Source organism: Azospirillum oleiclasticum (assembly GCF_013423485.1).
In the GTDB taxonomy this organism is placed as follows: Bacteria; Pseudomonadota; Alphaproteobacteria; order Azospirillales; family Azospirillaceae; genus Azospirillum; species Azospirillum oleiclasticum.
In genome coordinates, this window is sequence record NZ_JABFFR010000032.1 from 38,112 (window position 1) to 50,628 (window position 12,517).

The following is a 12,517-nucleotide window of genomic DNA, read 5'->3' on the forward strand; positions in this document are numbered from 1 at the left end:
GGTCTTGACCGTTGGACAAGGGGGGTGCGTGCCCCCGCGGTGGGAGTGCGGTGGTTGAAGGTTCTGCGTTACACCCTGTTCGGTCTTCTGGGTCTGGTCCTGCTGCTGGCGGCGGGCGCCGTGGGTGGCTTCGTGTGGCTGCGCAGCGACGGTGGGCTCCGGTGGCTGTCCGCGACCATCGAGGGCGCCGCGGCATCGCCGGACATGACACTGACCGTCGAGGGGCTGACGGGCAGCATCCCGTCCGACCTCGACATCGATCGGATCACGGTGGCCGACAGCCAGGGGGTGTGGCTGACGTTGGAACGGGTCCGGCTGGAGCTCGCGCTGTCGGCGTTGCTCACCCGACGGGTGAGCGTGGAGGAGCTGTCGGCCGGCAGCGTCACCGTCGCCCGCGCCCCCATCACCACCCAGCCCGCCCCGCCGGAGGAGCCGGCGTCCGGCGGCGGCCCCGTCCCCGACCTGCCGGTCGGCATCGCGGTGAAGCGGCTGGCGGTCGACCGCCTCATCCTGGAGGAGCCGCTGGCCGGGCAGCGCGCGGTGCTGCGGGTGGAGGGTTCCGGCCGGCTGGCGGCCGGGGCCGATGCAGCCGAGGCGCGGATCGACGTCGGCCGCATCGACGACCGGCCGGGCCAGGTGACGCTCGACGCCGCCTTCGATCCGTCCGAGCGGACGTTGCGGCTGGCGCTGAAGGCGTCGGAGCCGGCGGGTGGCGTGATCGCCCAGGCCGCCGGCATCCCCGGCCTGCCCCCGGTCTCCGTCACGCTGGACGGACAGGGCACGCTGGACGACTGGACGGGGCGGCTGGTCGCCACGGCCGAAGGGGTGGCGCGGGCGACCGCCGACGCCACCGTCACGGCGGTGGCGGAAGGGCACGCGATCACGCTGGCCGCCGGGGCCGACGCCGCCCGGCTGCTCGGGCCGGAACTGGCGCCGCTGCTCGGCGACGCCCCGTCGCTCAAGGCGGAAATCCTGATCGGCGGCAACGGTGCGGTCAATCTGCGCCCGGCGACGCTGACCACCGCCGCGGCGACGGTGGCGCTCAGCGGCACGGTCGATACGGCGGCGAACCGGATGGACCTCGCCTATGAGGTGACGGCCGGCGGCGCGTCGGCGCTGCGCGGTCTGCTGCCCGGCGCCTCCTGGCGGGAGGGCCGCATTGCCGGCACCGCGCGTGGACCGCTGGACGCCCTGGCGGTGGCGGTGAACGCGGCGGTCGAGGGGCTGTCGCTCGGCGACCCGGCGCTCGACCCGCTGACCGGGCCGCGGCTGGCGCTGGACGCGCGGGCGCTGGTGAACACCGCCACCGGCGACGTCCGGCTGGAGGGGCTGGAACTCGCGACCCCACCCGCCACGGCGAAGGCGCAAGGCACGGTCGGCGGCTGGGGACAGACGGCCGACATCGGGCTGACGCTGACCGCCGACGACCTGTCCCGCCTCGCCGCCCTGGCCGGGCAACCGCTGGCCGGGGCCGGCACCATCGATGGCAGGGTGACGCGCGGCGCCGATGGCGCCCTTGCCCTGACGCTCGACGGCGCGCTGCGCCAGCTCGCCACCGGCACCCCGGCCGACGCGGCCCTCGGCCCCTCCCCCACCCTGCGCGCCCGCGCGGCGCTGGCGCCCGACGGCGCCGCGACCATGCCGGAGCTGCGGGTGGAGGGGGCGAACGCCTCGCTCAACGCCACCGCCTCGCTGGTCAATGGCCGGGTGCAGGCCCAAGCGACGGTCGCGGTGCCGGAGCTGCGCCCGATCGGAGAGGCGGCAGGCACGCCCATGCAGGGCGGCATCACCCTGCGGGCCGACGTGACCGGCACCCCGGAGGCCCCCGCGGTGGAGGCCCGGCTGGACGGTCGCGACCTGGTGGTCGGCGGCCGGCGGATCGGCGAGGCGCAGGTGACCGCCACCGCGACCGGCCTGCCGACGGCACCGCAGGGCCGGGTGACGGCGCGCGCCGGGCTGAACGGGCAGCCGCTCACCGCCGGCGCCACCTACGCGCTGGACGGCCAGACGTTGCGCGTCAGCGACCTTGCCGTCGCAACGGGTGAGAACCGCATCGGCGGCGCGGTGACCGTGGCGCTCGACACGCTGCTGGCGGACGGGCGGTTGGAGGGGCGGCTGCCCGCGCTGGCGGCCTTCTCGGAGCTGGCCGGCGTGCCGCTGCGCGGCGACGCCTCCTTCACCGTGGCGCTCGACGGGCGCGACGGCCGGCAGGGAGCCACCCTGACCGCGAGTGCCAACGGCCTGCGGGTGGAGGGCGACGGCGCGCCGCTGTTCGAGGCGCGGCGCCTGACCGCCAACGCCCAGGTCGCCGACGCGCTCGGCAACCCGTCGGGCAAGGCGCGGCTGGAGCTTCAGGACGGCTCGGCCTCCGGCACCGCCATCACCTCGGCGACCGCCACGGCGGAGGGGAGCCTTGCCCGGGCCGGCTTCACCGCCGCGGTCAATGGGGCCGGGGAGCGGGCGCCGAGCCTCGACCTCGCCGGCAGCGTGGCCGGCGACGGCGACCTCACCCGCGTGCGCGTCGAGCGGCTCCAGGGATCCTTCCAGGGCGAGTCCTTCCGGCTGGCCGGGCCGGCGACGCTGACCGTCGGGCCGCAGCGCTACGGGGTGGCGGACTTGCGGCTGGTCAGCGGCGGTGCGCGATTGTCGGTGGACGGCGGTCTCACCGATGGCGGGCTGAACGGCAAGTTGAGCATCGACCAACTCCCGTTGGCGCTCGCCCGGCTGGCCGACCCGTCACTGCGGCTGGCGGGGGCGCTGAACGCCACCGCGACGCTGGGCGGCACCCTGCGCGACCCGCGCGCCGAGCTGACTCTGCGCGCCAGCGACGTGAAGGCGCAGCAGACCACGAGCAACGGCGTGCCGGGCCTGGACGCCACCGTGAACGCGCAGTGGCGCGACCGGCGGGTGTCGGTGGACGGCACGCTGGGCACCCGCGGCGGGCAGGCGACGATGACGTTCGCCGCGCGGGCGCCGCTGGTGCTCGCCCCCGACACGATGGCGGTGTCGGTGCCGCCGAACGGCGGGCTGGAGGCGTCGGCGGACGGCACCGTCAACCTGTCGCTGCTCAACGACCTGCTGGCCGGCTCCGGCGACCGGGTTCAGGGCACGCTGCGGCTGGACGTGAAGGCCGGCGGCACGGTGGGCAACCCGCGCCTCGGCGGCACCGTCACGCTGGCCGGCGGGCGCTACGAAGGGCGGGCGACCGGGGCGGTGGTCACCGACATCGCCGCCCGGATCGTCGGCGACGGCGATGTCTTCACCATCCAGTCCTTCACCGGCCGCACGCCCAACGGCGGCACGCTGCGCGCCAGCGGCAGCATCCGCCCGGCGGCGACCGACGGCCGCGCGCTCGATCTGCGCGTCACCGCCAACGACGCCCGGCTGCTGCAGACCGACATCGTCACCGCGCTGTTCGACGCCGACCTGGCACTGACCGGCGCCCTCGACGACTCGCGCCTTTCCGGACCGGTGAAGGTGGAGCGGGCGGAGGTGCAGGTCCCCAACCGCTTGCCGCCCAATGTCGTCGCCCTGGACGTGGTGGAGGTCGGCGGCAACCGCCGCGGCCGTGGCACCCCCACCCCGGTGCCGCCGCGCAAGCCCGGCGCGACACCGGCCGCAGCGGCAGCACCCACCCCGCCGCCCGCCGCCGGCCCGAACATCGCGCTGGACATCACCATCAACGCGCCGAACCAGATCTTCGTCCGGGGCCGCGGGCTCGACCTCGAGCTGGGCGGGCAGCTCAAGGTCGGCGGCACCGCGGCGGCGCCGCGTATTTCCGGACGGCTGCGCAGCCTGGAGGGCGAGCTGAGCCTGATTGGGCAGACCTTCACCTTCACCCGCGTGAACGTCGATTTCGACGGCACCATCCCGCCCGACCCGCGGCTGGACGTGGTGGCGGAGGCCAGCGCCAACGGCGTGACCGCGCAGGTGCTGGTCACCGGCACCGCCACCAACCCGAAGCTGGAGCTGGCCTCGCCGCAAGGACTGCCGCAGGACGAGGTGCTCGCCCGCGTGCTGTTCGGCAAGTCGGCCAACAAGCTGGGGGCCGGCGAGGCGGTGCAGCTTGCCCAGTCCGCGGCGCAGCTGGCCGGGCTCGGCGGCAACGGCGGCGGCTTGCTGGAACGCGTACGCCGCGGGCTCGGTGTGGACCGTCTCGAGTTCAACCAGGGCGAGAACGGCCGCGGCGGTGCTGTGGAGGCCGGGCGCTACGTCTCCGACAACGTCTATGTCGGCGTCGAGCAGGGCATCGGCGGCACTGCCCAGAGCCGCGCCAAGGTCGAGGTGGACATCACCGACAACATCCAGGCCGAAGCCGACGTCGGCTCGAACGCCTCGCCACGGGTGGGGCTGAAGTTCGAGTGGAATTATTGAGGCCGGTGCGCCGCGCCTGGGGAAAAATCGGGGGCCGGCCGTTCGTCGGCTTTCCGGGGCTGCCCGTCATGGCTATGATCGCGGCCCTGCCCATCGACCGGAAACCGCCCGGATGCTCCGTAACTTCAAGTTTCCCCACGACGGGAAGATCTACAGCTTCAGCCTGCACGAGCCCGTTCATGGGACGCTGCAGCAGGGGCTTCTGTACGAGCCGGCGACGTCGATGACCGTCATGGAGATCCTGCGGCCGGGTGACACCGTGTTCGACGTGGGGGCCAATGTCGGGTATTTCTCGGTGCTCAGCAACGCGATCGCGCCGGGGGCCTGCCGCGTTTTCGCGTTCGAGCCGAACCCGGTCGCCTTCGACATCCTGACCGCCAACGTCGCGGCCAACACACCGCACAACATCACCTGTTTCAACGTCGGCGTCTCCGACCGGTCGGGGACGTCGATCCTCATGCCGCGCCCCGACCACAGCAAGTCGCGGCTGCTGCACAGCGACGGCAAGCTCGCACCGAGCGAGGGGGTGGAGCACAGCAGCGTGCCGGTGGTGTCGCTCGACGAGGTCGCCGACCAGCACGGGATCGACAGTATCAGGCTCCTCAAGATCGACGTCGAGGGGTTCGAGCCCTACGTCATGCTGGGTGCCAAGTCACTGCTGACGAGCGGACGCGTGGAGTATGTCATCTGCGAGATGAACAACGAGGATCTCAAGCTCCATGGCTCTGACCAGGCGCAGGTCCGGCGGGCGTTCGAAGCCCTCGGCTACGAGATCGAGCTGATCAATCCGCTGAGCGAGGACTGGTGCCAGGGCCGCACGCGACGCCCCTACCGCTTCCCCGAGACCATCGAGTCCAACATCGTCTTCAACATCCTGTGCCGGCGGCGGTAGGCCGGTACGATCGCGCGCTCAGCGCCGGACGAACACCATCCGCCGCATGGGCTGGTCGAACTCCGCCATGCCGTCCGTCCAGCGCGCGGCGGCGGCGAAGCCGTCCCGCATCTCCGCTTCCACGGCGGGCAGGCGGGCGCGACGGTCGGGGTCCACGGCGACCATGTGGGTCAGCAGATGGTCGGCGTCGCGGTAGCGCATGACCGTGTGGTAGACGGTCTCGTCCACCGGCTCCAGCTCCGGTGGCGGGCGGCGCAGCGTGTCGTGGGCGGCGGCGCGCACCACGGTCTCGTCGTCCAGCCGACGGGTGACGGCGAAATAGGCGCCGTCGGCGACCGGCTCCACCACCACCAGCCGGCCGCCGGGCTTCAGCACCCGCGCGGCCTCGGCCAGGGACGGGGCCATCACCGCAAGCGGCAGGTGATGGAAGCTGTTGGAGTAGACGACCACATCCGTCGAGCCGTCGGCCATGGGCAGCGCCTCGCCGCTGCCGACCGCGTAGCCGGCGCCGTCCACCGGCTCGGCCGCGCGGGCGCGGGCCAGCTGGCCGTCGCTGATCTCGATGCCGGTGACGGTGGCGCCGAGGCCGGCGAGATGGCGGACCAGCGCCCCGTCGCCGCAGCCGACATCCACGACCACACGGCCGCCGACCTCCACCACCTCGGCCAGGGCTTGCTTGAGGGTCAGCGTGCGCGGAACGGCGGTCGGCGCGGCAGTGGTCATGATGTCAGCCCTTGGTCTGGACGATGGACTGGAACTGCTTCCACACCTCGGGGAAGCGGCGGGTGTACTCCTCGCTGACCTTGGCGCCGATCTCCAGGAATTTCGCGCGCTGGTCCTGCGGCACGACCACCAGCTTGCCGCCGGTGGCGATCAGCCGGTCCATGGTCTCCTGGTCGCTGGTGATGGCGCGCTTCCACTGGCTGGCGATGACCTCGGCGGTGGTGTCCTCGACGACCTTGCGCAGGTCGGCGGGCAGCCCCTTCAGCCACTTGTCGTCCACGCAGACGGAATAGGTCAGCAGGTTCATGCCCGGCACGATGGACGCGGTCCTGGCGGCGTTGGTGCCGACCATCTCCCAGCCGCCGGCGGACGTGTAGATGCCGTCGATCGCACCCTGCATCAGCGCCGCCGCCATTTCCGAGGCCGGCATGGAGATCGGGTTGGCGCCGAGATCGCGCATCAGCGATTGCAGCACCCGCCCGCCGGTCAGCCGCACCTTCGCGCCCTTCAGGTCGTTGACGGCGTCGATCTCCTTGTCCTTGAACAGGAACATCAGGTCGGCGGTGCGCATCAGCCCCATGATGCGGATGCCCTTGTCCTGCACCAGGGCGGACAGCATGGCGGCCAGCTTCTCCGAGGTGTCGCCGCGCTGCATCGCCTCGTCGGTAACGGCGAAGGGCAGGTTCACCACACCATAGGCGGGCGCGATGCTCTCGAGCTGGACGCTGACCGGCCACACCATGTGCACCGAGCCGGAGCCGAGCGCGGCCACCGCGTCCTTGTCCTTGTAGAGCGTGCCGGAGGGGAAGACCCGCGCCTTGATGCGGCCCTGGGTGCGCTGGTTGATGAGGCCGGCATACTCCTCCATCAGCTTGGTGCCCCAGTGGCTGGTGGCGATCTCGTTGGTCAGCACCATCTCGATGGGCGCCTGGGCCGCCCCCTGCGCCTGGGCGGGCGCCGCCCCGGACAGCGCCACACCGGCCGCGAGACCCAGCGCCACCGCGCAGCGCGTGAAGCTCTTGAACATCCTCCTCCCCCCTTTGTCGGTGGTGGTTTGCTTGGCGAGCAAACTGATCCGGCCGAACATACGCGGGAATGGTTCGTCATGCCAGCTTTATTGTACGGACAACTCTACACCGGCTTGGTGCGGAGCGTCCGGAGGATCGCCAGGCCGCCGATCAGCGGAAACACCGCCAGCGCGGCGAAGGTGGCGCCGTAGCCGCCGATCTGGTCGAAGGCGAGCGCGAAGAGCGCCGGCCCCACCACCACCCCGGCGAAGGTCACCATCATCACCCCGCCGGTGGCGGCGCTGACCGCGCCCGGCGGCGCCACCCGCGCCACCTCCGCCAGGAACACGCCGTTCCAGCCGATGGAGGCGGCGCCGAACACCGACAGCAGCGCGATCACCAGCGCCGGCGGCCAGCCCGGCCCCAGCCACGCAGTGGCGACGGCGCAGACCGCCGCCAGCACGCCGAGCCCGGCCAGCACCGGCGCACCACCGCCGATGCGGTCGGCCAGCACGCCCCAGCCGAGGCGCGCCACCGCCCCCGACGCCTGCACCATGGCGATGGCGCCGCCCGCCTGCACCAGCGTCCAGTGCAGGTCGTGCACCAGCATGGTGACGGTGAAGGTCATCAGGCAGAGTTGCAGCCCGGCGAAGCAGAAGGCCATCACCGCCACCCCGCGCAGCGCTGGCACGCCCCACATCAGCCGCAGCCCGTCGAACAGCGTGCCGCGCAGCGGCAGCCCCGGCACGCGGTCGTCGTCCCAGCGCCGCCGGTGCGGGCCGAAGACGGCCAGGGTCAGCACGAACAGCAGGGCCACGGCCAGCGCCGCGGCCCGCCAGCCGAAGGCGTCGCTGACCACCGGCAGCAGCATGCCCGCCACCATGCCACCCAGCGGCACCCCCGTCTGCTTGGCGGAGAAGACGAGGTTGCGCCGCGCCGGCGGGGTGAAGCGGTTCAGCAGGTGGGAGGAGGCCGGGTTGACCAGCCCGTAGCCGATGCCGAAGGCGAGCGAGGCCAGCACCACCGTCCACAGCGAGCCCAGGGCGAGGCCCAGGCTGCCGGCCAGCCCGCAGACCATGGCCGCCATGCCCACCGTCCCCGCCCCCCAGCGCCGCACCGCCGGGCCGGCGATGCCGGACATGGTGGCCGCCGCCGCGTAGATCAGGCTGATCTGGTAGCCCACCGCCTCCGCCCCGATGCCCAGCGAGCGGGCCGCGGCGGGGGCGATGGTGGCGAGCGTCAGCACCGCCAGCGTGGCGAGGATCTGGACGACCGTCACCTCCGCCAGCAGCAGCCCGAAGGGCACGTGGCCTCCGGTGGGCGCGCCGGCCGGCTGTGTGGTCACCGCCGCCCCTCCCCGCCTTGCGAGCGCCGGGCGATGGCGAGGATGCGGCGGCAGGTCAGCACCACCGGCTTCTCCACCAGCTTGCCGTCCAGCGTGCAGACGCCGCCGCCGGCCGCCTCGAAGGCCGCCAGCACCCGCTCGGCCCGCGCCACCGCCTCGGCCGGCGGCATCAGGGATTCGTGGATGGCGGCCACCTGCTTGGGATGGATCGCGGCGCGCGCGGTGAAGCCCAGCGCCACGCTGCGCACCAGCTCCTGCCGGTAGCCCTCCTCGTCGTCCAGGAAGATCCAGGGCATGTCCACGGCGTCCAGCGCGAAGCGGGCGGCGGCGTGGACGATGCGGGCGCGGGCGTGCACCAGCGGCTCCCACGCCAGATTGACCCGCAGCTCCGCCGACAGGTCGGCCCCGCCGAACATCAGGAAGGACAGGCGCGGGCCGGAGCCGGCGGCGATCTCCATCACATTCTCCAGCCCCTCCGCGCTCTCGATCAGGGCGCCGAGTTCGCCCGCCAGGCCCTGCTCGTCCAGCAGACCCGCGGCGAGCCGGAGGTCCGACGCGGCGTCGGCCTTGGGCAGCAGGAAGCCGGCGCAGCCCAGGCTCGCCGCCCCCTCGGTCAGCGCCAGCAGATCGGCCAGCCCGGTGCGGCTGCGCACGGCGTTGACGCGCACGAACAGCTCCGGCCCGCCGGGCGCGCGCTGGCGCAGGAAATCGCGCACGGCCGTCCGCGCACGGTCCTTCTCGCCGGGGGCGACCGCGTCCTCCAGGTCGATGATCACCGCGTCGGAGCCCGCCTCCATCGCCTTGGCGAAACGGTCGGGGCGGCTGCCGGGGACGAACAGGTAGGAGCGGCGCAGCGGGCGGACGCCGTCGGTCGGGGCGCCATTCGGCTGGGCAATCGGATTGTTTGGTATCAAAGCGCTTCCCTCGCCGGGTTGGTCGTGTTATTTGTCCGTACAACATGCTAGCGCAAGCGCGGAGCATGTTCATCCAAAATCCTGGCCCAGTGCCGGACCCCGCACCAACGCGCATCAGGGAGCCCCCATGCCCCCCTCACCGGAGCCGCGGACGATCATCGCCAGCTACGGCCGCTACCTCGAGGATTTCGTGGTCGGCGACGTGTACGAACACCGTCCCGGCCGCACCATCACCGAGGCGGACAACATACAGTTCAGCCTGCTCACCATGAACCGCCACCCGATGCATTGCGACCATGCCCTGGCCGCGCGGTCGGAGTTCGGCAAGCCGCTGGTCAACAGCGGCCTGACGCTGGCCATGGTGGTGGGCATGACGGTGGACGACGTCAGCGCCAAGGCCATCGCCAACCTCGGCTGGTCCGACATCAAGCTGACGGCACCCGTGCACCCCGGCGACACCATCTACGCCCGCACCGAAGTGCTGGAGATCCGTCCGTCCAAGTCGCGCCCGACCCAGGGGATCGTGACCACCCGGACCGAGGGCTACAAGGCCGACGGCACGGTCTTCATGACCTTCGTGCGCAACAGCCTGGTGCCCAAGCGCGGCCACGGGCTGGAAGACTGAACGAAATCGGGAGGAGAGACCCCATGACCGCCGGCAGCCCGTCCATCGCCGAGGCCCCGTCCATCGCCGAGGCGTTGTCCCGCTTCGTCGCCGACACCCCCGACGACGCCATCCCGGAGACGGTGCGCACCCGCGCCCCCCATCACATGCTGGACGCGGTCGGCATCGCGCTGGCCTCCACCCGCTACGACTTCGCGCACAAGACGCTGACGGCGCTGCGCGGGCTGGCGGGCGAGGGGCCGGTGCCGGTGATCGGCATGCCGGCGGCGCTGCCGGCGCGCGACGCGGCGACCGTCAACGGGCTGCTCTGCCACGGGCTGGATTTCGACGACACCCACATCCCCGGCGTCATCCACCCGACCGCGGCGGTGCTGCCGGCGGTGATGTCGGCGGGCTGGATGACCGGCGCCTCGGGCCGGGAGCTGGTCAGCGCCTATATCCTGGGCGTCGAGGTGGCGGCGCGGCTGGGCGCGGTGGCGCATGGCGGCTTCCATCAGGTGGGCTTCCACCCCACCGGCATGATCGGCGTCTTCGCCTGCGCGCTCGCCGCCGGCCGGCTGTTCGGGCTGACGCCGCGACAGATGGGCCACGCGCAGGGTGTTGCGCTGTCCATGGCGTCCGGCAGCCTGGAGTTCCTGGAGGACGGCGCCTGGAACAAGCGGCTGCATCCGGGCTGGGCGGCCGCCGCCGGCATCACCGCGGCGGCGCTGGCGCGGGAGGGCTTCGTCGGCATCACCAACCCGTATGACGGGCGCTTCGGTCTCTACCGCGCCTATCTCGGCGTCGAGGCGGGACGCGCGGAAACCGCGCTCGCCACCGCCGGGCTGGGCGAGGCGTGGGAGCTGATGGCGACCGCGATCAAGCCCTACCCCGCCTGCCATTTCACCCACGCCTGCATCGACGCCGGGCTGGCTCTGCGCCGCGACGGGCTGGACCCGGCGCGCATCCGCTCCATCACCGCGCTGGTGCCGGAGCAGGTGATCAAGACCGTCTGCGAGCCGGAGGCCAACAAGAAGCGGCCCGCCAACAGCTACGACGCGCAGTTCAGCGTGCCCTTCCTGGTGGCGGCCGGGCTGATCCGCGGCCGGGTGACGCTGGCGGAGCTGGAGACCGAGGCGCTGGGCGACCCGGCGATCCTGGCGCTGGCCGCCAAGGTCTCCTACCGCGCCGACCCGGATTCGGCCTTCCCGCACGCCTATTCGGGCGAGCTGATCGTGACGACGGAGGACGGCCGCACCCTGCGCCACCGCGAGCACATCAACCGCGGTGCCGCCGACCGGCCGCTGAGCAACGCCGACATCGTGGAGAAGTACCGCGGCAACGCCGCCATGACCCTGCACGACCGCGCCGCCGACCGCATCCAGGACGCGGTGTTGGGGCTGGACGGCGCCGGCCGCGCGGCCGACGCTCTGGCCGTTCTGTCCGGCACCGGACGCTGACGAGACGCGAGGGAAAGCACCATGACCGACACCACCATGACCGACGCCGACCGGGCCGAGCAGGAGCGGCTGGTCCTCGACAGCGTCGAGCGTTTCCTGGAGCGCCACGTCCGCCCCGTCGCGCTGAAGCTGGAGCATGACGACGAATACCCCGCCGAGATCGTCGAGCGGATGAAGGAGCTGGGGCTGTTCGGTGCCACCATCCCGGAGGAGTATGGCGGGCTGGGGCTGCGCCCCTCCACCTACGCCAAGGTGATCGAGCGCATCGCCGGTGTGTGGATGTCGATCAGCGGGATCATCAACTCCCACCTGATCATGGCCTTCATCCTGACCAAGAACGGGACGGAGGCGCAGAAGCAGGCCTTCCTGCCGCGCTTCGCCACCGGCGAGCTGCGCGGCGGGCTGGCGCTCACCGAACCCGACTGCGGCACCGACCTCCAGGCCATCCGGACGCTGGCCAAGCGCGACGGCGACGACTACGTCATCAACGGCTCCAAGACCTGGATCTCCAACGGCATCCACGGAAGCTGCTTCGCGCTGCTGGTGAAGACCGACCTCACCGCCCAGCCCCGCCACAAGGGGATGACCATGTTCCTGGCCGAGAAGGGGCCGGGCTTCACGGTCAGCCGCAAGCTGGAGAAGCTGGGCTACAAGGGCATCGATTCGGCCGAGCTGGTCTTCGAGGACTACCGCATCCCCGCCGCGAACCGCATCGGGGCGGAGGGCCAGGGCATGGCCTGCGCCATCTCCGGCTTGGAGCTGGGCCGCCTGAACGTCGCCGCCCGCGGCGTCGGCGTGGCCCAGGCGGCACTCGACGAGGCGGTCAAATACAGCCAGCAGCGCCACACCTTCGGCAAGCCCATCCACCAGCACCAGGCGGTCGCCCTCAAGCTCGCCGACATGGTCACCCGCACGGAGGCCGCCCGGCTGCTGGTCGAGAAGGCCGCGGCGGCACTCGACCGCGGCGAGCGCTGCGACTTCGAGGCCGGCATGGCCAAGCTGTTCGCCACCGAGGCGGCGCTGGAGAACGCCACGGAATCGCTGCGCATCCACGGCGGCTACGGCTACTCCAAGGAGTTCGTGGTCGAGCGGCTCTACCGCGACGCCCCCCTGCTGTGCATCGGCGAGGGCACCAACGAGATCCAGCGCCTCGTCATCGCCAAGCGGCTGATCGAACGGAATCCGATTTAGGGGATCC

Annotated in this window: 9 protein-coding genes; 5 read left to right on the top strand and 4 right to left on the bottom strand. The window is 72.4% G+C overall.

Annotated elements, in window-relative coordinates:
• The first annotated feature begins 45 nt into the window (after positions 1-45).
• Both HL658_RS27040 and HL658_RS27045 read left to right on the top strand, forming a co-directional pair.
• Positions 46-4,374 carry a translocation/assembly module TamB domain-containing protein gene (locus tag HL658_RS27040; RefSeq protein ID WP_425485384.1) on the top strand — a complete coding sequence of 1,443 codons (4,329 nt, stop codon included), beginning with the start codon at positions 46-48 and terminating at the stop codon, positions 4,372-4,374.
• Positions 4,375-4,486: 112 nt separating this feature from the next.
• Entirely contained in the window at positions 4,487-5,266 is a 780-nt protein-coding gene (locus HL658_RS27045) for an FkbM family methyltransferase (protein ID WP_180285484.1), read from the top strand.
• A gap of 18 nt (positions 5,267-5,284) precedes the next feature.
• Here the strand turns inward: HL658_RS27045 and HL658_RS27050 are convergent, their stop codons facing one another.
• From HL658_RS27050 to HL658_RS27065, 4 genes are all read right to left on the bottom strand, one after another.
• Entirely contained in the window at positions 5,285-5,989 is a 705-nt protein-coding gene (locus tag HL658_RS27050; protein WP_180285485.1) for a class I SAM-dependent methyltransferase, read from the bottom strand.
• 4 nt (positions 5,990-5,993) lie between these two features.
• Positions 5,994-7,016 carry a TRAP transporter substrate-binding protein DctP gene (gene dctP / locus HL658_RS27055; RefSeq protein ID WP_180285486.1) on the bottom strand — a complete coding sequence of 341 codons (1,023 nt, stop codon included), beginning with the start codon at positions 7,014-7,016 and terminating at the stop codon, positions 5,994-5,996.
• 104 nt (positions 7,017-7,120) lie between these two features.
• Entirely contained in the window at positions 7,121-8,341 is a 1,221-nt protein-coding gene (locus tag HL658_RS27060; RefSeq protein WP_180285487.1) for an MFS transporter, read from the bottom strand.
• Positions 8,338-9,255, bottom strand: coding sequence for an HpcH/HpaI aldolase/citrate lyase family protein (locus HL658_RS27065; RefSeq protein ID WP_196242377.1), 918 nt, complete (start codon positions 9,253-9,255; stop codon positions 8,338-8,340). Before HL658_RS27065 ends, HL658_RS27060 begins: the two co-directional genes overlap by 4 nt.
• Positions 9,256-9,382: 127 nt before the next feature.
• Here HL658_RS27065 and HL658_RS27070 point away from each other — a divergent pair, with 127 nt between their 5' ends.
• The 3 genes from HL658_RS27070 to HL658_RS27080 are packed head-to-tail and all read left to right on the top strand — an operon-like array spanning position 9,383 to position 12,510.
• Positions 9,383-9,880, top strand: a complete 498-nt coding sequence (locus HL658_RS27070; protein WP_180285488.1) for a MaoC family dehydratase — start codon at positions 9,383-9,385, stop codon at positions 9,878-9,880.
• Positions 9,881-9,903: 23 nt separating this feature from the next.
• A complete protein-coding gene (locus tag HL658_RS27075) occupies positions 9,904-11,319 on the top strand; it encodes an MmgE/PrpD family protein (protein WP_180285489.1) in 1,416 nt (471 codons plus the stop codon).
• Positions 11,320-11,340: 21 nt separating this feature from the next.
• Complete coding sequence (locus HL658_RS27080) at positions 11,341-12,510, top strand: acyl-CoA dehydrogenase family protein (protein ID WP_180285490.1); 1,170 nt, start codon at positions 11,341-11,343, stop codon at positions 12,508-12,510.
• The last annotated feature ends 7 nt before the right edge of the window (positions 12,511-12,517 follow it).